The organism is Pseudoalteromonas sp. 1CM17D (assembly GCF_023161805.1).
Lineage (GTDB): Bacteria > Pseudomonadota > Gammaproteobacteria > Enterobacterales > Alteromonadaceae > Pseudoalteromonas > Pseudoalteromonas atlantica.
In genome coordinates, this window is the sequence record NZ_JALNTP010000004.1 from 234,206 (window position 1) to 255,103 (window position 20,898).

The 20,898-nt window shown below is 42.7% G+C and carries 17 protein-coding genes; 8 read left to right on the forward strand and 9 right to left on the reverse strand.

The genetic code is table 11. The annotated features are described in order from the left end of the window. Positions 1 to 2 precede the first annotated feature (2 nt). From astA to MSC25_RS09820, 6 genes are all read right to left on the reverse strand, one after another. Positions 3 to 1,019 carry an arginine N-succinyltransferase gene (astA, locus tag MSC25_RS09795; RefSeq protein WP_004588189.1) on the reverse strand — a complete coding sequence of 339 codons (1,017 nt, stop codon included), beginning with the start codon at positions 1,017 to 1,019 and terminating at the stop codon, positions 3 to 5. 84 nt (positions 1,020 to 1,103) lie between these two features. Next, positions 1,104 to 2,309 (reverse strand): aspartate aminotransferase family protein, encoded by a 1,206-nt coding sequence (locus tag MSC25_RS09800; RefSeq protein ID WP_004588188.1) that lies wholly within the window; start codon positions 2,307 to 2,309, stop codon positions 1,104 to 1,106. 444 nt (positions 2,310 to 2,753) lie between these two features. Then, a complete protein-coding gene (locus MSC25_RS09805) occupies positions 2,754 to 3,914 on the reverse strand; it encodes an HDOD domain-containing protein (RefSeq protein ID WP_248443279.1) in 1,161 nt (386 codons plus the stop codon). A gap of 46 nt (positions 3,915 to 3,960) precedes the next feature. After that, complete coding sequence (locus MSC25_RS09810) at positions 3,961 to 4,542, reverse strand: aminodeoxychorismate/anthranilate synthase component II (protein ID WP_248443281.1); 582 nt, start codon at positions 4,540 to 4,542, stop codon at positions 3,961 to 3,963. Positions 4,543 to 4,670: 128 nt separating this feature from the next. Then, positions 4,671 to 6,944, reverse strand: a complete 2,274-nt coding sequence (locus tag MSC25_RS09815; protein WP_248443282.1) for a bifunctional diguanylate cyclase/phosphodiesterase — start codon at positions 6,942 to 6,944, stop codon at positions 4,671 to 4,673. A 332-nt stretch (positions 6,945 to 7,276) separates the two neighbouring features. Further along, positions 7,277 to 8,266, reverse strand: a complete 990-nt coding sequence (locus tag MSC25_RS09820; RefSeq protein ID WP_248443283.1) for a zinc-dependent alcohol dehydrogenase family protein — start codon at positions 8,264 to 8,266, stop codon at positions 7,277 to 7,279. A 301-nt stretch (positions 8,267 to 8,567) separates the two neighbouring features. Between MSC25_RS09820 and MSC25_RS09825 the strand changes: the two genes are divergently transcribed. Next, positions 8,568 to 8,807 carry a YdcH family protein gene (locus tag MSC25_RS09825; RefSeq protein ID WP_004588182.1) on the forward strand — a complete coding sequence of 80 codons (240 nt, stop codon included), beginning with the start codon at positions 8,568 to 8,570 and terminating at the stop codon, positions 8,805 to 8,807. A 144-nt stretch (positions 8,808 to 8,951) separates the two neighbouring features. Here MSC25_RS09825 and MSC25_RS09830 read toward each other — a convergent pair whose 3' ends face one another. After that, complete coding sequence (locus tag MSC25_RS09830) at positions 8,952 to 9,779, reverse strand: SDR family NAD(P)-dependent oxidoreductase (protein WP_248443284.1); 828 nt, start codon at positions 9,777 to 9,779, stop codon at positions 8,952 to 8,954. 306 nt (positions 9,780 to 10,085) lie between these two features. On the opposite strand from MSC25_RS09830, the gene galE reads away from it, so the two are divergent. The 7 genes from galE (at position 10,086) to glpD (ending at position 19,099) form a co-directional block, all read left to right on the forward strand. Then, on the forward strand, positions 10,086 to 11,099 hold the full coding sequence (gene galE / locus MSC25_RS09835) for a UDP-glucose 4-epimerase GalE (RefSeq protein ID WP_054983392.1): 1,014 nt from the start codon (positions 10,086 to 10,088) through the stop codon (positions 11,097 to 11,099). 1 nt (position 11,100) lies between these two features. After that, positions 11,101 to 12,165: a UDP-glucose--hexose-1-phosphate uridylyltransferase gene (locus MSC25_RS09840; protein ID WP_029774133.1), complete on the forward strand. Its 1,065-nt coding sequence runs from the start codon at positions 11,101 to 11,103 to the stop codon at positions 12,163 to 12,165. Further along, a complete protein-coding gene (gene galK, locus MSC25_RS09845; RefSeq protein WP_024032028.1) occupies positions 12,155 to 13,303 on the forward strand; it encodes a galactokinase in 1,149 nt (382 codons plus the stop codon). Before MSC25_RS09840 ends, galK begins: the two co-directional genes overlap by 11 nt. Before the next feature lie 19 nt (positions 13,304 to 13,322). Continuing rightward, positions 13,323 to 14,324 carry a Gfo/Idh/MocA family oxidoreductase gene (locus MSC25_RS09850; protein WP_248443285.1) on the forward strand — a complete coding sequence of 334 codons (1,002 nt, stop codon included), beginning with the start codon at positions 13,323 to 13,325 and terminating at the stop codon, positions 14,322 to 14,324. A 31-nt stretch (positions 14,325 to 14,355) separates the two neighbouring features. After that, positions 14,356 to 15,684: a dienelactone hydrolase family protein gene (locus MSC25_RS09855; RefSeq protein ID WP_248443286.1), complete on the forward strand. Its 1,329-nt coding sequence runs from the start codon at positions 14,356 to 14,358 to the stop codon at positions 15,682 to 15,684. 205 nt (positions 15,685 to 15,889) lie between these two features. After that, positions 15,890 to 17,392, forward strand: coding sequence for a glycerol kinase GlpK (gene glpK, locus MSC25_RS09860; protein ID WP_039972273.1), 1,503 nt, complete (start codon positions 15,890 to 15,892; stop codon positions 17,390 to 17,392). Positions 17,393 to 17,593: 201 nt separating this feature from the next. Next, positions 17,594 to 19,099: a glycerol-3-phosphate dehydrogenase gene (gene glpD, locus MSC25_RS09865; protein WP_248443287.1), complete on the forward strand. Its 1,506-nt coding sequence runs from the start codon at positions 17,594 to 17,596 to the stop codon at positions 19,097 to 19,099. A 76-nt stretch (positions 19,100 to 19,175) separates the two neighbouring features. Here glpD and MSC25_RS09870 read toward each other — a convergent pair whose 3' ends face one another. Continuing rightward, positions 19,176 to 20,126 (reverse strand): 2-dehydro-3-deoxygalactonokinase, encoded by a 951-nt coding sequence (locus tag MSC25_RS09870; protein ID WP_248443288.1) that lies wholly within the window; start codon positions 20,124 to 20,126, stop codon positions 19,176 to 19,178. 1 nt (position 20,127) lies between these two features. Beyond that, positions 20,128 to 20,886 carry an SDR family NAD(P)-dependent oxidoreductase gene (locus MSC25_RS09875; protein WP_024032022.1) on the reverse strand — a complete coding sequence of 253 codons (759 nt, stop codon included), beginning with the start codon at positions 20,884 to 20,886 and terminating at the stop codon, positions 20,128 to 20,130. Positions 20,887 to 20,898 lie beyond the last annotated feature (12 nt).

A 20,898-nucleotide genomic window follows, 5' to 3' on the forward strand; every position in this document is an offset into this window, starting at 1 on the left:
AATTAAACTGGGGTTGCGCTTACGGTGTCGCCCGATTGTAGCTGTAGGGCATCGGCTATTTGTTGCGATAAAATAAGGCTGCTTGCACGCTCATCAAAGCTAAGCGCTGCAACCGTTGCACGGTAATCTTCTAACTTGCCGTTAGCAAGCAGTACCATGGTATCGCCCGATGCTTCGCCTATTTCTACTTTGAAGTCTTTCGCATTACGAATAGTGGCAATGTTGTCTACTTTTGCTTCTACTGTAGGGCCCGCATCAAAAATATCGACGTAACCGTTGAAGGTAAATCCTTCATTTTTTAATAGCTCAATAGCTGGGCGTGTGTTGTCGTGTACTTTACCAATCACCGCTTGAGCGTCTTTGCTAAGCAAGTTTACGTAAATTGGGTACTTTGGCATTAGTTCAGCAATAAACACTTTTTGGCCTATACCTGTTAGGTAATCGGCGGTAGGAAAGTCCATTGAGAAAAAGTGCTCTTCTAGCCACTGCCAAAACGGGCTGCTGCCGTTTTCGTCAGACACGCCGCGCATTTCTGCTATTACTGTCTGTGCAAAACGCTGCTCATGTTGTTTTATAAACATAAAGCGCGCTTTTGAAAGAAGTTTACCGTTACAGTTTTTACGATAGCCATCTTTCAAAAATAAGGTACATAGTTCTGTCGCGCCGGTGTAGTCGTTACATAGGGTTAAAATATCAACCGCTTTGTATACATCTAACGTGCGTGATGAGTGAATTACTTTACTTAAGTGGTAATGATAAAACGCATCATCAAGCCCTACTGCAGCTTCAATAGCTGAAGTACCAACTACTTCACCGGTTTCGGTATCTTCAAGAACAAACAGGTAGCCTTCGTCACCAGGTTGTGACGTTTGTTTAGCAAATGAACTCACAGAATGGTCAATTTTCTTTTGCAGTAACTCTTCGTTTAACGGCAAAGATGTAAAACCATGGCCCGATTCGTGGGCAATTTTTAATAACGCTGCGTAATCATTTTGCTGGATTGGGCGAAGGATCATCATGAGTCCGCTTGCTCCCTTATCAATAACGGTAAATAGAATATGCAGGGCAAGCAGGCTTGCCCTTAATAAGGTGGTTTAACGCGCTTAAGCGTTTACTACGCTTGCTACTGCTTTTTCAAAACGCGCCATACCTTCGCGAATATCCGCTTCGGTGATTACTAACGATGGCGTGAAGCGTACTACATCAGCACCCGCTACAAGCGACATAAGCCCTTGCTCGGTAGCTGCTACTAAAAACTCTTTAGCACGGCCTTTGTATTGCTCGTTAACGGCTGCACCAATTAATAAACCTTGGCCACGAATTTCGCTAAACACGTTGTATTTTTCGTTTACCGCGTTAAGAAGTTCGTTAAATAATGCTGCTTTTTCTTTTACGCCCGCCAGTACTTCAGGGGTATTTACAGTATCAAATGCGGCTTCGGCTACTGCACACGCCAGTGGGTTACCACCGTAAGTAGAACCATGAGTCCCTACTTTTAAGTGCTGTGCAATCTCAGTAGTAGTTAGCATAGCGCCAATAGGGAAACCGCCGCCAAGTGCTTTAGCTGACGTTAAAATATCAGGCACTACGTTTAAACCCTGGTATGCGTATAGCTCACCAGTACGGCCAACACCTGTTTGTACTTCATCAAAAATAAGCAGTGCATTGTGTTTAGTACATAGCTCACGAACGCCTTGTGCAAATTCGTCAGTTGGCGAAATAATACCGCCCTCACCTTGCAGTGGCTCCATCATTACGGCACATGTTTTGTCGCTAATTAGCGCTTCAAATGCAGCTAGGTCATTGTAATCACAATGTACGATGTCGCCTGGCTTAGGACCAAAACCATCTGAGTATGCAGCTTGCCCGCCTACGGTTACGGTAAAGAACGTACGACCGTGAAAGCCTTTGTTAAATGAGATAATTTGTGATTTTTCAGCACCAAATTTATCAAGTGCAAAACGACGAGCTAATTTAAGTGCTGCTTCGTTTGCTTCTGCGCCTGAGTTTGCAAAGTAAACTTTTTCAGCAAAGGTCGCATCGACCATTTTTTTAGCTAAACGCAGCGCAGGCTCGTTAGTCATTACGTTTGATAGGTGCCAAATTTTTTCGCCTTGCTCTTTTAATGCACCTACTAATGCAGGATGGCAATGGCCAAGACAGTTAACAGCAATACCACCGGCAAAGTCGATAAATTCTTTACCTTGTTGATCCCATACGCGAGAGCCTTCGCCTCGAACAGGAATAACGCTTGAAGGCGCGTAGTTAGGAACCATTACGTGATCAAATAATTCGCGATTGACTGTCATTTTTTTTCCTCTTAATTGTGAGCAACACAAAACATCAAAATAGGTGTTTGGTTATAAATGTAACCAAGATATTTACGCACTAAATAGCAAAAGGTTGAGCGTAAAACTGCCTTGTGGTTCAATTTTCAGGCGCTCATTATTTCAGATATTTGTGGTGCTGTCTCGTTAAAAACTTTCATGCAGGCCTTTAAAATAAAGGCCTTGGGATATTATTTCATAGATAGTGAATAACTATCTGCATAGAAAATAAATGCCATTTTTTAATACTTATGCGCCTGCGCAGTGAGTCGCGCCTTACATTAAGTGCTTAAAGCGAGGTGTGCTTGGGGAGATGTTAATGAATGAATAGTCGCAAAAAAATTAACAAAAAATTCAATAGTTAATGAAAATTTGCCGGCAACAGCGACAAATTACCGATATAAGGACCAGCGAGTAAGCTGCTTTTTAGTCAATTTGAATAGCAAGGTTGGTAAAATTGCTTGTTTCGAGGGCTTTTAGCTCATTTTTAGTGAATTGGTGATACGAAAACCACGCCTGCATTTCATCTTGTTCAATAAGTTGGTGTTGTTTTAGATTTAAATACTGCGAATAGCATCGCGCTTTAAGCATGACTTCACTCATAGGGAAAACATCACTACTTTGCTCAATACCATGAACAAGTTGCGCCATAACATGATTAAACGGCAAAAACTTAAAAGCCATTTTTCGAATAACTTTAGCACTTAACTCAAGCGACTTATTACTTAACAACGTGGTTAAAAATAAGGGATCTGGCTTTAGCTCCAACAATGCCGTGTGTAAATCTTTTTGCTGTGCTTCACGTGCTATTTGCACTTTGCGTTGCCATACCTGTTCAAAGGTTTTTAAGTACAAGCGTACTAAGGCAATACGCCCAACATCTATAAGCATGCCCAGTGTAAACGCATGTACAGGGTTTACATCGTTAAGCTCTGCAATTTTTTGCGCCGCAATTGCATTGGCCATGGCGGCATCGCGCAGGCGGCGCTTTAATAATGGAAATGGCTCTGTGCTGTGTGGCATCCAATGGCGCATAGCAAAAGTAGGAATTACCAATTGTAAGTTATCAAGGCCAATATAACGCAGTGCAAGTGCGGGGCTGTCTACTTTAACTGAGGTACTTTTGCTGCGCTGCTTTCGGTAGTAAGGCAGGTTTACCAATGACACTAATTCGCGGCCAAGCCAACTAGAATCATTTACCAAGGGCTCTAAACGCCCAACACTTGCCGACTTAGCCGCCAGTATATCTAGCATGGTAGCAACGTTATCTTCTATGCCTATGGTGTTTTGAATAACAGCATCCATATCTTCTAATTGCTTAAATATGGCTGTTTCTATTACTTTATGAAGTTGTTTGCTCGCTTGTGCTCGGTACTTATGATGCGCGGTGCTACTTTGCTGACGTTTATGCTGTGCGGCAACTTCTACTTCTAATAAAGTGCGTTGCTTCATTGGTTCGCCATAATCAATTTCCAGCGTATGAATAAAGCCAATTTGTTGATGTGCAAAACTATGGCCAAGCAGCAAGTCGTGAGCACGCTGGTCAAGCATTGAGGCTATTCGCTTTTGCGACGCAAGTTCAGTCATAAAGTCCATTCAGTATAAGTATTACCATTCGGTGGTTACTGTAAGGTTAGAAGCGAGATAAAAAGTTAGCAAGCAATTCGAGCCCTTGAGTTGTTAAAATAGCCTCGGGATGAAATTGCACGCCTTCAAGAGCAAGCTCTGTGTGAAGTAGCCCCATAATTTCGTCAAACTCACCTTGCTCGGTTTGGCTCCATGCGGTAATGGCTAATTCACTCGGTAAACTGTGTTTTTCTACCACCAGCGAGTGATAACGACACACAGTAAGCGGGTTTTCTAAACCGGTAAATACCCCCTTATTATTATGAACAATAGGTGAGGTTTTACCATGCATGACTTGCTTAGCACGTATAACCTTGCCCCCTAGCGCTTGCGCTATAGTTTGATGCCCTAAGCAAATACCCAAAATAGGATAAATGCCTTTTAGTTGCTCAACGACATTGAGTGACACGCCCGCTTCGTTTGGCGTACAAGGCCCCGGAGAAATAACAATATGCTTGGGGTTAAGTTCCTTAATTTGCGCAACAGATATTTCGTCATTACGCTTTACCAGCACCTCTTGGTTTAAGCGCTGAAAGTATTGTACTAGGTTATAAGTAAACGAATCGTAGTTGTCGATCATCAACAGCATTACACAACGACCTTATTTAATAATGTAGTGCTCTTTGCTCACATGTGTGGCTTGTAAAATGAGCGATAGAAGCTTTTATAGGGCCATTCTATCACTAATAATTACCCAACATACATTAGCAAAACGCCTTAAAAACTTACGCCTTTAGCTAAAAATGCTTCAAATTCGTTTGCTGGTATTGGCCGGCTTAACAAGTACCCTTGAATTAGGTCGCAGTTATACTCTTTTAGTTTTTCAAGTTGGGCATGCTCTTCTACGCCTTCGGCGATAATATCGAGCCCTAAGTTTTTAGCTAATTGGCAAATACTCAGTACTAAAGCCTGATCCCGTGTGTCTGTGGCCATATTGCGCACAAACGACTGATCTATTTTTAATTTATTTACCGGAAAACGCTGTAAGTAACCCAGCGACGAATAGCCCGTACCAAAGTCATCAATTGATAAGCTAATACCCAGTGCACTCAGCGCCTGCAGTACTGAAATACCAAACTCTTCATCGTCCATAATGGCGGTTTCGGTAATTTCTAGCTCAATTAAATGCGCGGGCACGTTAAAATGTGCCAACCGCTGTTTTATGCTTTGCACAAAGTCTTGCTGTGTAAATTGCCTTGCCGATATATTAATAGCCAAGCGGATATTTAAGTTTTGCTGATGCCATTTTTTAGCTTGGGCAAAGGCACTATCGAGTATCCATTCGCCTAATGACAATATAAACCCGCTGTGCTCGGCAATAGGAATAAACTGCGCCGGAGAGACAAACTTCCCATCATCAAACCACCTAATTAAACATTCGCAGCTGTTTATGGTTTGCGATTTAAGGTGCATTTTAGGCTGAAAATAAAGCTCAAACTGCTGCTTTTCAATGGCGGTATCAAGGCGCCGAGCAATATGTAGCTGCTGGGCGTGCTTAACTCCGCTTTCGGTATCAAAATAAGCGTAGGGAATATTACGTTTTACCGCCTCTTCTAAGGCAATATTGGCGTGCAGTAGCAGCGTTTTATAGTTATTACTGGTTGGGTAGCGTGTTACACCGCAGTTAAAGCTCATACGCATTTCACCGTACGGTGTGCTAATAGCTTGGCTTAAACGGCTTTGTACGCCTTTGAGTAAGTCATCTAGGGTTGTTGAGCAATCTTGCTCGGTATAAATAACCACAAAGTTAGCATCGGCAATGTGATAAACGGTCAGTTTGTTTTTACTTTTTAACTGCTGAGAAAATTTATTAGCGCTGCGCGATAAGTGCATAGCAAAGGCATTTATACACTCGTTAGCGCCCGATAAACCATATTGCTCAAGCAATAGCTTAAAGTGGCTTACATCAATCAGCATTAAACTAAAAGGCTGCTCAAGCGAAATTAGCTCATTGGTGTATGTTTCTAAACTGGCTTGGTTTGGCAACTTTGAATACGGGTGATGAAAGGCTAAATACTCTAATGAGCGCTCTGCCTCAAATTGCTCTGTTACATCGCGTATGTGTATATCAAATGCATCTATTTCTTGCAGCCAATGTATTTGGTAAGTGAGGTAATGATTATCTAGCTGTGTATAAAAACGCTCAACATGACTAGCCGACTGCTTAGTGTCTATTAGTTGCTGCTTTATATTAGGGCTGAGTAATGCAATGGGCGTACTGTGTTTATCGCTTACATACGCTTTATGCATAGCAATAGCGGCAGGGTTACAGTAGTTAAGCTCAAGGTTGGCACTTAAACTCACAATTGGGTTAGGGTTGCGCGTTGGGAATAGCGCTAAACGTTCGTTACGGGTACTAAGTTTTATAAATTTAGATGCGTAACGCCCTGTATAAATGCTTACCAGCACTATGGCAAACGTAAACAAAAACACAATATTGACTGTGGTGTGCAAGTTGCTTTCGGTGTCTTTGTAGCCGCTATCAACCGCATTTGAAATAACCGTTTCTGCATTTGTTAAGTGCCCCATCACTTGGGCTTGCAGTTCGGTGAGTTGCTCTAGTTGCTCTCTGGCTAAATCCCAACTAGTGCTGCTGCTTGATAGGTTTTCGTGTAATTTAAGTGCTAAGTCTAAACCACTTTTAAACTCATCACTTAAACTACTTTCTAGCGCTAATGTACTGTGGTTTTGATCTAGGTTTTTTATCAGCGCAAGTATACGTACATGGTTTTCTAAAAAGTCGATTAAATAAAGTTCACGCTTACTCGTTGCGTAATACTCATATAATAAGCGCTCTTGCTTTACTAGGTAGGTTTCGATTAATCGAATATCGCGTAGCGCCGGAATTTGTTGTTCCATTAAGGTCGATGAGGTGCGCTTAATGGTTTCTGCCTGATAATAAACCATCGCAGACAGTACACAACCTACCAGCACAATACCGATATAAAACTGCTTAGCTTTACTGGCAAATTTATTAGTGAATATTTTCATATAAACGCTTGATCTGACCCTAAAATATTAACAACTCATTTTAAAGCGTAATTATATATGATTAATAAAAGCACTATTGTTTATATTTGGTTATAAAAAAGGGTGCGAAAACGTTAATCAGGCGGGCATAAAAAAGAAAGAGGCCGGCGAGAATACCAGCCTTAATGATACCAATCCGCAATAATACTTAATCATTTTCAGGGGCTAAACATGTCGCTATCTACGTTAAAAAATTCTCATTTAGAGCAACTAAATAGCGAATTTTTTGCCTTGCTATCAACACGCTTTTCCATCCTCAAAATAGATCACTTAATTATGCGGATTGGTATAATTTATTGTACAGAAATAACAACTTTACCCATAGCTTGGCCACTTGCTAAGCGGTCATGCGCTTTAGCAGCTTCTTCTAAACTAAAGTCTTGCTCATCAAGTACTGGGCGCATACCACCTGCTTCAACAATTTTCGTAAGTTTGGTCAGTTTGTCGCCGTGGTCTTGACGGTTAAAGTCGTGGATCATTGGAATAAGCATAAAGATTACGTTTAACGATAACCCTTTAAAGTGTACTGGGCTTAAATCTACTTCTAATAAAGAAAGCGTTGTAGATACCTGTGCATTTAGCTTTGCTGCAGCAAATGAGTTAGTCAGGTTACCACCACCTACGGTGTCAAATACCATGTCAAAACCAACGTTGCTTGTGTGTTTTTCAACGTACTGCTCTACGGCTTCGTCTTTAAAGTTTATGCCTGTAGCGCCAAAGCTTTCTATTAGTGCTAGTTGCTCTGCGTTACCGCCAGTTGAGTAAACATCAGCGCCAAAATGCTTAGCTAGTTGTACTGCTAAATGGCCTACACCACCTGCGCCGCCGTGTACTAATACTTTTTGGCCTGCACTTACACTTGCACGTGTTAAGCCTTCAAGTGCTGTAATACCTACAAGTGGAATAGCGGCTGCTTCTTTCATGCTTAGGTTTTTAGGTTTGTGAGCGATTAAGCGCTTATCAGCAAGAATAAACTCAGCAAGTGCACCTGGTAAATCGCCTAGTCCACCAGCACAACCATATACTTCATCACCTACTGCAAAGTCTGTTACACCTTCGCCAACAGCTTCAACGGTGCCTGCAAAGTCCATCCCTAAAATGCCCGGTAGTTTTGGAGCAAAGGGTAAGTCAGCACCCATTTGACGAATCATCATATCAATTGTATTTACGCTTGTTGCGGCAATACGAACTAACACATTACCTGCTGTTACTTGTGGTTTTGCAACCTCAGCTGCTACAAACTCTTCAGTGCCACCAAAATTATTAATTGTCATTGCTTTCATGGGTATTGCCTCTGTTATCTGTTGATAAGTAATTGTGTAATGAAGCTTCATTGTAGACACACCCTTTACAAATGATAATAAGGCTAAACATACAATCAGTTTCAAAATAATATTTATAATAGAGTTTAAAAATCACTCCATCACTGTTTAAAAGTAGGCATTAAACAAAATCCTACCCAGTCGCTGCGCTATATCAATTTAAGCTAGCTATGGTTGATTTATTATTGTCTAAGCCCCAGAGTAATATATGAAAAGGTAGTAATTCACTTAAGTAACTCATTTATCCTACTAAGGAGCGAATATGTTAGGCGAAGACCACTCACTTACCAATGACTTTCCACAGTACCTAAATACCATTGCAGAGCTAAATAAAAGCGACACAGAATTTGCTAAAAAGGCAGATAAATACGACAAGCTAGATAAAGAGATTCGTGTTTTAGAGCTTAAAGATGCGCCCATTAGCGATGAGCAAATGAATCAACTAAAACATGAGCGTTCAGAATTAAAAGATTGGTTGTACGAGCGTTTACAACAAGAGTAATGTTGCACGCAAAAAAAAGAGTTCACCGTTAGGTGAACTCTTTGACGATCAACAAAGGGTAAAACATTTAAAGCACATATCGGCTTTATAAAAACAACTAAGCCTTATAAGGCATGAGTAAAATCTTTTTGCGTTATTTTGCTACTAGCTATCAGCATTTAGCTGAGCAAGCAGGCTATCTAACGTATCAACTAACTGCTGATTTTTAGCAGGGTTGAGCGCATCTGGATGTGGCGGTGCAAAGCGCTCTGCATCGTTATCGAAATAAAGGCCAGTGGCATCTTTAAATTCGTCACTTAATGCGGCGCGGCAAAAAATATCAGCGCCTAGTTTTAAGTCGCCACCAGCAAGCCCGTAGGCATCTTTTACCATTTTACTACCTAGTAACGACTTAGGGTTTACCGCAACAACTAATGGCCCGCTGCCTTTAAGTGCTAAACCTAAGTGACGCGACCACATAGTAATAGCCAATTTGCTTTGCGCGTAGGCTGCGCTATCTGATAGTGGCTTGTTGCCCACTAACGAGTCAAAGTTAACGCTGGTTTGTGCAGCCGATGACACGTTAACCACACGTGATTGCGTGTTCATTACAGGCAGTAACGCTTTAGTAAGTAAATAAGGCGCTAACGTATTAACTGCAAACCGTGCATCTAGCCCATTTACAGTAGTGATATTTGCCAATTTATAAACACCGGCGTTATTAATAACTACATCAAGTATTTTATTCGCGTTTTGTAAGTCGGCTAACACTGACTGAGCCAAGGTGTTTACTTGCGCCATATCGCTTAAATCGGCAATGTAGGTGGCTGTGCTTGCTTGCGGGTAATCAGCATTTAAGCTTGCTTGTACGGTATTTAACTTGTCTTGGTTGCGCCCGTGTAATAATACAGTATGCCCTTGCGCTAACAACATTTTAGCGGTCTCTAGGCCAATACCGTCGGTGGCACCGGTTAATAAAATTGTTTTTTTCATGTTGAACGTTCCTTTTTGTATTAAGACTTTGGCCATTGCAATAACGACAAATTACACACGCATTAGCTCACTGCTATTTATTAATAGTACCACCACTTTTAGCGACTAATAATTAGTGGCTCAGTAGAATCAGTTTATAGAATTAATTGATAAACCTATGCGCCCTTATTAAGTAGGTATAGCCATTGTGCCTTTGCTTGGGTGAATTTTAAGCGTTTATTTGAAATAACGGACAATCATAACTATTGTTTTTAAATTACCTTAATAGTAGTATTTATCATATAAATACACTTTTCGAGAAAACACATGAAAGTTTTAGTTACAGGCGGTATGGGTTATATAGGTAGCCACACATGTATTGCCCTCCATGAGGCAGGCATTACCCCAGTTATTTACGACAACTTATCTAACGCAAGCCCCCGTGTGCTTGATCAACTCGAAAAAATTACCGGTACCCGTTTTGAGTTTATTTTAGGTGACATTCAAGACGAGCAGCAGTTTAAACTCGCCCTTAAACACAGCCAAGCTGAGGCTGTATTTCACTTTGCAGCACTTAAAGCGGTAGGTGAATCAACCGAGCAACCACTGCGTTATTACCAAAACAATGTGTCGGGCACATTAAGCATGCTACAAAACATGCAAGAGGTAGGCGTTAACCATATTATATTTAGCTCATCGGCCACTGTGTACGGCGAGCCAGACTACCTACCTATTGATGAAAAACACCCTATACGCGCTACTAACCCATACGGTTGGAGTAAAGTTATGGTTGAACAAGCCATGCAAGACGTATGTAATGCCAACAGCCAATTTATGGGCATTGCTCTTCGCTACTTTAACCCAGTTGGTGCACACCCAAGCGGCTTATTAGGCGAAAGCCCTAATGGTATTCCAAATAACTTAATGCCATTTATTGCTCAAACTGCGGTAGGTAAACGCGAAGTGGTTAATATTTTTGGTGACGACTACGACACCAAAGATGGCACCGGCGTGCGCGACTATATTCACGTTTTAGATTTAGCTAAAGGCCATGTAGCGGCCTTTATGCAACATAAAACAGATACCGCCTTTCATGCATACAACCTAGGCACAGGCCAAGGGTATTCGGTGCTTGATATGATCAAAGCATTTAGCGCATCAGCCAATAAAGATATTCCTTATAAAAGTGCACCGCGCCGAGCAGGCGATATTGCCTGTAATTACGCCGATGCCACAAAAGCGCAAACCACCCTTAACTGGCACGCAGAACTAACACTGAGCGACATGACTAACGACACATGGCGCTGGCAAACTAATTACCCAAGTGGGTTGGAGAGTTAACATGGCTTTATTAGAAAGTACTCACAGACGTAAAAACCCGCTAACGGGACGCTGGGTATTAGTATCACCGCATCGTAATAACCGCCCGTGGTTAGGCGCTACAGAAGCAGTAAACGAAAGCGTACTACCAAAACACGATGAAAGCTGCCCACTTTGCCCAAGCAACACCCGTGCAAATGGCGACAGCAACCCAGATTACAAATACACCCATGTATTTAGAAATGACTTTGGCGCACTGACCCCTAATGAGAGCGAGCAATCGCAAAGCTTAGACTCAGACAGCGATTTATTTATTGCTGATGAAGCAAGCGGCGAATGCCGTGTAATTTGTTTTTCGCCAGAGCATAACAAAACACTGCCAGAGCTTGAGCACGATGCCCTACACGAAGTAGTAAAAACCTGGAAAGACAACTACACAGAACTTGCACAACACTATGAATGTGTTCAGGTGTTTGAAAATAAAGGCGAGATCATGGGTTGCTCGCAACCTCATCCACACGGCCAAGTATGGGCGCATTCGCACTTATCAACCGAAATAGAAGCCGAAGATACCCAGCAGCTTGCCTATTTTAAAAAGCATGGCAGCGCGATGCTTGCCGATTACGTGCAAAAAGAGCAAGCAGATAAAACCCGCGTCGTATTTGAAAACGAGCACTGGCTTGTTGTGGTGCCATTTTGGGCAGCATGGCCGTTTGAAACACTGCTTGTAACTAAAGATAACATTCAAAACTTTAGCCAGCTAAACGATGCGCAAACAGACGCCTTAGCACAAGCGCTTAAAGTATTAACCACTAAATACGACAACGTATTTAATTGTAGCTTCCCGTATTCTATGGGATGGCACAATGCACCGGCTAATCGTGGCTCAGATGAGCAACATTGGCGCTTACATGCCCATTTTTACCCGCCGCTACTTCGCTCTGCCACCGTTAAAAAACACATGGTTGGCTACGAAATGTTAGGCGAAAGCCAGCGCGATTTAAGCGCAGAAACAGCTGCCTCTATTTTACAAGCAGCCAGTACCACACACTACAAAAAAACAGCAGGACACACAGATGACGCTTAACGATTTTCAACAACAATTTTTATCACTGTACGGTGCGCCTGCTCAAGGTATTGCTGCAGCACCTGGGCGTGTAAACCTAATTGGCGAATTTACCGATTACAACGACGGCTTTGTATTCCCGTGCTCGTTAGAGTTTCGTACTCAAGTTATGTTTAAAGAGCGCGACGACAACATCATTACTGTGCATTCGTTAAATTACCCAGGCGAAAAAGACAGCTTTAGTGTTGATGAAGATATCAGCGAAGGGCAATCGCAATGGGGTAACTATATCCGTGCCGTGTCATTTGTTTTAAAGCGCGCGGGCCATACTTTACGCGGCGCCGATTTACTTATTGACAGTAACTTACCGCAAGGCAGTGGCTTATCTTCATCGGCGGCATTAGAAGTGGCCATTGGTGGTATGTTTAACCATATTGCACAGCTTGGCTTAAGCGAAGAAAAAATTGCCTTACTAGGCCAAGAAGCCGAAAACGACTTTATGCATTGCCAATCGGGCATTATGGATCAGCTTATTTCGGCAAAAGGCGAAAACGGCCATGCGCTTTTAATTGACTGTGAAAACCTAGCAACTGAATCAGTAAAAGTACCCGATGATTTAAACATTGTTATTGTTAACTCTAACTACCCACGTAAATTGGTAGATAGCGAGTACAACCAACGTCGTGTTGACTGTGAGCAAGCAGCTGCAAAAATGAATGTAGCCACGCTTCGTAAAGCCACCATGGACACGCTTGAAGCAACTAAAGATGCACTAAGCGAAAACGAATACAAACGTGCACACCATGTAATTAGCGAAAACGAGCGTGTAATTGCAGCAACTAAAGCGCTGCAAAATAACGACATTGATACGCTACGCGAGCTAATGGCGGCATCGCACCAATCGCTTAAGCATTACTTTGAAGTAACCGTACCAGCAACCGACGGCCTAGTAGAAATTTGTAAAGAAGCGATGGGCGAACGCGGTGCAGTACGTATGACCGGCGGTGGCTTTGGCGGTGCGATTGTGTGTTTATGCCGTGATGCAGAAGTACCACTTATTAAAGCAGCGGTTGAGCAGCACTACTTTGAGCGTTTTAATTTAAATGCCGACATTTACGTATGTTCAGCAGGTTCAGGATTACAAATTACGTCTTTTTAAACATCATTAAGGAATAAGCATGGCAAAGGTTAATTGGGGTATTATTGGGTGTGGCAATATTGCTCACACCTTTGCTAAAAGCATTGCGCATTGCGCTAATGCACAGCTTATTGGCGCTGCATCGACCAGCGAGCAACGCGCAAAAGAATTTGCCACACACTATTCAGTTAAAGGCTATGAGAGCTACCAGGCCCTTATGCAATGCCCACACATTGACGCCATATATATTGCTAATACCCACGAGCAACACTTTAAAACTATTGCGCAATGCTTAGTGAACGATAAGCATGTACTCAGCGAAAAGCCCATTACTGTTAATGCACAGCAACTCACAACCCTTAGCCAGTTAGCCGAACAACAAAACTGCTTTTTAATGGAAGGTGTTTGGATGCGCTTTTTACCTGCCATAGTAAAACTGCAGCAGTTATTAAGCGAGGGCATCATAGGCAAAGTACACAGTGTTAATGCCAACTTTAGCCTAGCGGGCAACTTTGCTGACTCACACCGTTTAATGAACCCTGCGACCGCAGGTGGCGCATTGCTTGATTTAGGTATTTACCCTATATCGATTGCCGATGTGGTATTTAATAAAGCCCCTGAACAAATTAAATCATTAGTACACAAAAGCACGACCGGCGTAGATGAGCGCAGTGTAACCCTTATAAATTACGGCCAAGGGCAATTTGCGCAGCTTAGTAGCGCGTTACAACAAAATGGCCCTACCGAAGCCTGTATTTTAGGGGAGCACGGGTATATTCGCATTGCTGAATTTGTTGGTGCACAGTCGCTAGAGCTTCATTTAAACACCCAGCAAATGCAGCAGTTTGATTTTAGCTTTAATGACGATGAAAACTTTAAATTTGAAATTGCTCACGCTAGCGAATGTATTTTACAACAACAAACACAAAGCAATGTATTACCGCTCAGCACAAGCCTGCGGGTAATGCACATAATGGATACGCTTCGGGCGCAGTGGCAGCTTAAATACAGCGATAGCGTTGAAGCCCATCAGCTAGATTAATAATAAAAAATACACACAACAAGGATACACAATGACAACCACACACACGTTAAAGGCGCTTTCAAAAGCCTTGCTGCTAGCAACGGGCTGCTTAACAGCAAGTACTGTTTTTGCAGATCAAAAAACGCCTGAGCAACTCTACCCACCTTTAACCAGCGAAGTACTTCCTGAGCTTACTGCTAAAGGTAGTTACAGCGTTGGCGTACAAACGCTTGATTTAATAAATCCCGCGCAGTTTGACCCTGCAACCCAAGGGGAAAAAGATCGCCCTTTAAAAGTAGAAGTGTGGTACCCAGCAGCAAACAGTGCAAACGCACCCTTAACCAGCTACAGCGACATAACCCGTACAGGTAAAGCGTTTACCTTACAAGCCGATGCCATGCGCGATGTAGCCATTAATAACAAAGAGCACTACCCTGTTATTGTGCTCTCACACGGTTATACCGGCTATCGTACAATTATGTATTACTTGGGCGAACATTTAGCATCGCATGGGTACATTGTGGCAGCCATAGATCATACCGACTCAACCAATGCAGATGTTGATTTTAAAAATGCGCCGTTTTCGGGCTTTTTTAGTACCCTTATTAACCGCTCACGCGATCAACAATTTGTACTTAACTACTTTAACGAACAGAGCAACTTTGCCAGCAAGCAAGTGGATAACAAAAAAGCAGGCATAATTGGTTACTCTATGGGTGGTTTTGGCGCGGTTAATACAGTTGGTGGCTGTTATGACTTTAATGAGAAAACTACTGCAATGTTTACCGGTATGAAAGACCCTGCACAAATAAAACAAGTGCAGCAATTACTCAATAGCTGTGCAGGTGGGCAATATAAAAACCCACAAGTAGATACACGCATAAAAGCTATGGTGGCCTTTGCGCCTTGGGGCGGGCAACATAACTTATTTAATGCCAGTGCTATGCAAAACATTAAAGTGCCTTCGCTTTATATCGCGGGTAGCTTAGATGATATATCCGGTTATGAAGGCATTAAAAACCTATATAACCAAACGGGCAGCACCGACAAGTACCTGCTTACTTACAAAAATGCGCGCCATAATATTGCGCCGCACCCTGCTCCTGCTATTGCCAAACGTAGCAGCGAATTAGATATAGGCCATTACTACGAGCCATCGTGGTCAATGCGCACCCTAAACGAGACCAACAAACACTTTGTACTTGCTATGATGGACTGCCACGTAAAAGGCATTACCAGCCAATGTGAATACCTAGACTTACCACAAAATGGCGACCAAGCTGTGGTTAATGGTAAGCCACTGCCAGCATGGCATGGGTTTGATAATCGTTTTTCTACTGGTATGGATTGGCAACAAGCTAAACCGCGCACCAAGTAACACAAACTTTGGCGGCTATTTTTATATTTAGCCGCATACGCACTTAAAATAATGCTGCTATAAAACACCTGTTATTTAAAAGAGTTAGCAAATAAAAACAGCGTGCTTATTTTTTAAACGGCTATTTTAAGAAAAAATCATTGCCATTAATGTAAGTTAAAGGCAATCTAGTCATATATAAGATAAGATAAATAACACAAATATCATGTCAAAATACATACTCTCAATTGATCAAGGAACCACAAGCTCTCGGGCCATCTTGTTTACAAAAGATGCAGACGTTTTTGGCTCAGCACAACAAGAATTTTCGCAGCATTTTCCACAAAATGGTTGGGTAGAACACGACCCTAACGATATTTGGCAAACCGTGCTAAGTACCAGCCGCGAAGTATTAGCAGATAAAAACGTTAAGCCTGAAGAAATTATTGCCATTGGTATCACCAACCAACGTGAAACCACTTTAGTGTGGAACAAAAAAACCGGCAAACCTATTTATAACGCCATTGTGTGGCAAGACCGCCGCACCAGCGATTACTGCGAAAGCCTAAGCACTGACGAGCTTTGCCAAACCATAAGCGATAAAACCGGCTTACTGCTAGACCCGTATTTTTCGGCCACTAAAGTGCGCTGGATTTTAGACAACGTTGAAGGCGCACGCGAACAAGCCCTTGCAGGTGAACTGGCGTTTGGTACCGTTGATACCTACTTACTATGGCAGTTAACCGGTGGCAAAGAGCACCGCACCGACGCCACCAATGCATCACGCACTATGTTATTTAATATTCATACTCAGCAATGGGATCAAGAACTACTCGATTTATTCGAAATTCCTGAATCTATGCTGCCCCAAGTGATGGACTCAGCCGACGAATTTGGCTCAACCAGCGACGATATTTTTGGTGCACCAATACGCGTATGTGGTATTGCCGGCGATCAGCAAGCAGCCCTTGTTGGCCACGCATGTTTTGAGCAAGGTATGGCAAAAAGTACTTACGGTACGGGCTGTTTTTTAATGCTGAATACCGGCGAAAAAGCGCTTACCTCAGAAAACCGCTTACTAACCACGGTGGCTTATAGGCTAAATGGCAAACCAACATATGCCATTGAAGGCAGCATTTTTATGGCAGGCGCCACGATGCAGTGGATTGTTGAAGGCTTAAAACTATTAAGCCATGCTGGAGAGAGCGAATCGTTAGTAAAAGATGTACCGCTTGATCATGGGGTATTTTTAGTGCCTTCGTTTACAGGTTTAGGCGCGCCCTACTGGGACCCTAATGCACGTGGCGCTATTTTAGGCTTAACCCGCGACTCGGGCATTAGCACCATTGTTGCTGCTGCGCTGCAATCGGTTGGGTATCAAACCAAAGACTTACAAAAAGCAATGGAACGTGATGGCTTACGCCCAAGCGTGTTACGGGTAGATGGCGGTATGGTTAAAAATAACTGGGTACTGACCTTTTTATCAAACATTTTAGGCGCAACGGTAGAGCGCCCAACAGTGACCGAAACCACCTCTTTAGGCGTAGCATACTTAGCAGGCTTACAAACCGGTGTGTATGAGTCAACTGAGCAATTAGCAAAAATGTGGACCTGCGACCGTCGCTTTGAGCCAACAATGAGCGCTGACGAACGTAACGATTTATACGCAAAGTGGCAGCACTGTGTAGCGCAAGTTTGTCTCTCTAGTGACGATAGCAAACAAGCGTAAAACGCCCAGCCGCTAATTAAAATTAGCGGCTTACAAAACACCGGCAACAGCGCTTAAATGGCGCGTTGTACGCTGTATGTTTTAAAAAGATCAGGATTAAAAATTAACAAGCAAAAAGCGCGGTTATCTATTGTCAAATAAGAGCCACAGCTTTATGATGCTATATGTCTTATTTATATTACAAATAAAAAGGTTAGCTCGGTGGAATTAGCAGATAACGAATACGACCTACTCGTCGTCGGTGGCGGTGTAAACGGCACTGGAATAGCAGCTGATGCAGCAGGCAGAGGATTAAAAGTTCTATTGTGTGAACAATCAGACCTTGCCAGTGCAACGTCTTCAAATAGTTCTAAGCTGATCCACGGCGGTTTACGCTACCTTGAACATTACGAATTTAGATTGGTAAAAGAAGCCTTGGCTGAGCGCGAAGTGCTGCTTAAAAATGCCCCGCATATTATGTGGCCGCTTACCTTTAGGCTACCGCACCAATCGCACCTACGCCCTGCATGGATGATCCGCATTGGCTTATTTATGTACGACAACCTAGCTAAGCGCGAAACACTGGCTGGCTCGCGTGGCATTAAATTTGGTGAAAACAGCGTATTAGAACCTTCAATTACCAAAGGGTTTGAATACTCAGATGGCTGGGTTGATGATTCACGTTTGGTAATTTTAAACGCCTTAGCTGCCCAAAACAAAGGCGCGACCATTGCTACGCAAACCAAGTGCGTAAGTGCAAAACGCATCGATAACCAATGGCAGGTAACGCTTGAGCAACAACAAACTAAGGCACAACAAACTATTAAAGCCAAAGGTATTGTTAATGCAGCAGGCCCGTGGGTAGCAAAATTATTTGACGAAGCACTGATAGAAAAATCGCCACAAAATATTCGCCTTGTTAAAGGCAGCCATATTGTGGTGCCGCGTATTCACGATGAAAAACAAGCCTACATTTTACAAAATAAAGATCAGCGCATTGTGTTTGTTATACCGTTTGAAGATGACTACTCGCTAGTAGGCACCACCGATGTTGAACACAAAGGCGCAGCGCAAGATGTAAAAATTAGTGATGAAGAAATCGATTACTTAATCGATATTACTAACAGCTACTTTAAAAACCACATTAAACGCGAAGACATAGTACATACCTTTTCGGGTGTGCGCCCACTGCTTGATGACGAATCAGTGAATGCACAAAAAGTAACGCGTGATTACAAGTTAGAGCTTTCAAGTGAAGGCAAACACACACCACTGTTAAGTGTGTTTGGTGGCAAAATTACCACCTACCGTAAACTTGCCGAAGCTGCAGTGAATAAGCTTGAAGAATTTTACCCACAAATGAGTGAAGCGTGGACCAAACACAGCGCCTTACCCGGTGGCGATTTTAGCTCGGTAGAAGCGCTGGCCAATGAGCTTAAAGCGGCTTATAGTTGGTTACCAGAAATCACTCTTAAACGCTTTGTACGTACCTACGGGACTCGTGCAAAACTAATTTTAGGCAGTGCAACCCAGCTCAGTGATTTAGGCCAAGACTTTGGTCATGGCTTATTTGCAGCAGAAGTTGATTACTTACTAAATGAAGAATGGGCGGGTAACGCTTACAATATTCTATGGCGCAGAAGCAAACTAGGACTGCGCTTTAATGAAGCACAAGTGGCAACGCTTAATCATTATATTACGCAAAGCCAAGCGGCTAAAACAGCCTAACAGCAGCTTTAACCCTTACTTAATTTAATAACTAGCCCCCAATAATTGCACAATCAATATTGGGGGCTTTTTTATATTACTTGGTTTTATTACTATTAAATAAGTAGTTAAAACCACTTAACGTAGCCTCTTTTACGTCAAACTCTAAACATTGCACACCAATGCAATTTAACGCATGGGTAAAGCAGGTATTTAGTTGCTCTGTGCCAATAACCACTACTTTAGAATTATTCACCAATTGCCATTCACTGGCATGGCGTGCAGCGCGTACATCACTACCAATAAGCACGCCCGACAAGTATGCCTTGGCTTGCACTGGTGTTAACTCTTTTGAAAGCTGGCGCGTACGGACACTAAAAATACCGTGCGCCAAATTACCGCTGTCACTGCCTAACGTGAGTTCACAGCCTTGCTCAAATGCATGCCAATCAAATACCCCCGCTTCACAGTCGTTAGGAATAAGCACACTTTGATGACATAGCAAGTCGTATAATTCGCCGGTCATTGCGGTTTTAAAACAGATAATTTGGCCATCTTTTAACAGCACCCATTTAGTATGGGTACCGGGTAAACAAATGAGTACGTTGCCGTGCTGATAGGCCGGGTTTTGTTTTAAAAAACCTAAAATTTGCAGCTCTTCGCCGCGCATTACATCAAATAAATTGTTTTGTAATGTGCATTTTGTACCAGGCAAAGCACTGACTTTATTACCTGCACAATCAAAATTAATTGCGCCACTAAGCAGGCTTTCGGGGTTTATAGGGCACGCTAAATAAGGGGTTTCTTTCCAGCCAATACTTGAGGTGATTTGCCCTGCCATATAAATAGGTAAAACGCCGTATTCGCTGGTCCATGGTGCAACGACACCAATTAAAGTATGTTCAAAGTTTTGTTTATCTCTAATCACACCTGGGCCGTCGCGCTGAGCAATTAAAGTTAACTGCCCTGTGGTATTTACGCTGCATAAATAGGCGCGTAAATGACTCGTGCCCCAATCTACGGCTATAAAAAGGTTTAAGTGCTGCAACTTAGAGCCTCCCACCGTCAATTTTAATACCTTGACCGGTGATCATACTGCTTTCGTCGGCAGCTAAAAAAAGTGCCAAATTAGCTACATCTTCAGGGGTTACTAACTTTTTAAGTGCCATGGCTTCCATCCACTTCACTTGCTCTTGCTCGGTAAACCAACTGGCTAATTGGCGGTCGGTGGCAACCCAACCCGGTAAAATAGCATTCACCCGAATACCAAATTCACCATAATCGCGCGCCAGTGCTTTAGTCATGCCGATTAAACCGGCCTTTGCCGTTACGTAGCCCGCCATTTGTGGCTGCCCCATGATGGCATTGATAGAGCTAAAATTAATAATGCTCCCCGCGCCTTCGCTTTTCATAAAAGACATAGCAACTTGCGAGGCAAAAAACGCCGGATTTAAGTTAATTTGTAGGCATTGATCCCAATCTTGTACTGTAACGTCTTCACTGGCTTGGCGGCGGTCGTTGGCTACATTGTTTACCAGTACATTAATAGCGCCTAGTTCAGCACATGCATCTACCAAAGATTGCTGTAAAGCATTTGAGTCGGTTACATCAACCTGTCTAAACCACAATTTGGCGTTAGGCAATGAGGCTATAAGAGATTGAGCAGCCTCGTTATTAATATCTATAAAGGCAATTTTGGCAGCTTGAGCGGCAAACGCTTTTACCATTGCACGGCCAATGCCTGAAGCACCCCCGGTAATAAAAACAACTTTGCCAGAAATACTGGGGTAGTGAGCGTGATTATTCAAATGCGTTTCTCC

Excerpts from the sequence above, each read along its gene's own strand:
- astA (WP_004588189.1), bottom strand. The coding sequence starts at position 1,019 with ATGATGATCCTTCGCCCAATCCAGCAAAATGATTACGCAGCGTTATTA.
- MSC25_RS09800 (WP_004588188.1), bottom strand. The coding sequence starts at position 2,309 with ATGACAGTCAATCGCGAATTATTTGATCACGTAATGGTTCCTAACTAC.
- MSC25_RS09805 (WP_248443279.1), bottom strand. The coding sequence starts at position 3,914 with ATGACTGAACTTGCGTCGCAAAAGCGAATAGCCTCAATGCTTGACCAG.
- MSC25_RS09810 (WP_248443281.1), bottom strand. The coding sequence starts at position 4,542 with ATGCTGTTGATGATCGACAACTACGATTCGTTTACTTATAACCTAGTA.
- MSC25_RS09815 (WP_248443282.1), bottom strand. The coding sequence starts at position 6,944 with ATGAAAATATTCACTAATAAATTTGCCAGTAAAGCTAAGCAGTTTTAT.
- MSC25_RS09820 (WP_248443283.1), bottom strand. The coding sequence starts at position 8,266 with ATGAAAGCAATGACAATTAATAATTTTGGTGGCACTGAAGAGTTTGTA.
- MSC25_RS09825 (WP_004588182.1), top strand. The coding sequence starts at position 8,568 with ATGTTAGGCGAAGACCACTCACTTACCAATGACTTTCCACAGTACCTA.
- MSC25_RS09830 (WP_248443284.1), bottom strand. The coding sequence starts at position 9,779 with ATGAAAAAAACAATTTTATTAACCGGTGCCACCGACGGTATTGGCCTA.
- galE (WP_054983392.1), top strand. The coding sequence starts at position 10,086 with ATGAAAGTTTTAGTTACAGGCGGTATGGGTTATATAGGTAGCCACACA.
- MSC25_RS09840 (WP_029774133.1), top strand. The coding sequence starts at position 11,101 with ATGGCTTTATTAGAAAGTACTCACAGACGTAAAAACCCGCTAACGGGA.
- galK (WP_024032028.1), top strand. The coding sequence starts at position 12,155 with ATGACGCTTAACGATTTTCAACAACAATTTTTATCACTGTACGGTGCG.
- MSC25_RS09850 (WP_248443285.1), top strand. The coding sequence starts at position 13,323 with ATGGCAAAGGTTAATTGGGGTATTATTGGGTGTGGCAATATTGCTCAC.
- MSC25_RS09855 (WP_248443286.1), top strand. The coding sequence starts at position 14,356 with ATGACAACCACACACACGTTAAAGGCGCTTTCAAAAGCCTTGCTGCTA.
- glpK (WP_039972273.1), top strand. The coding sequence starts at position 15,890 with ATGTCAAAATACATACTCTCAATTGATCAAGGAACCACAAGCTCTCGG.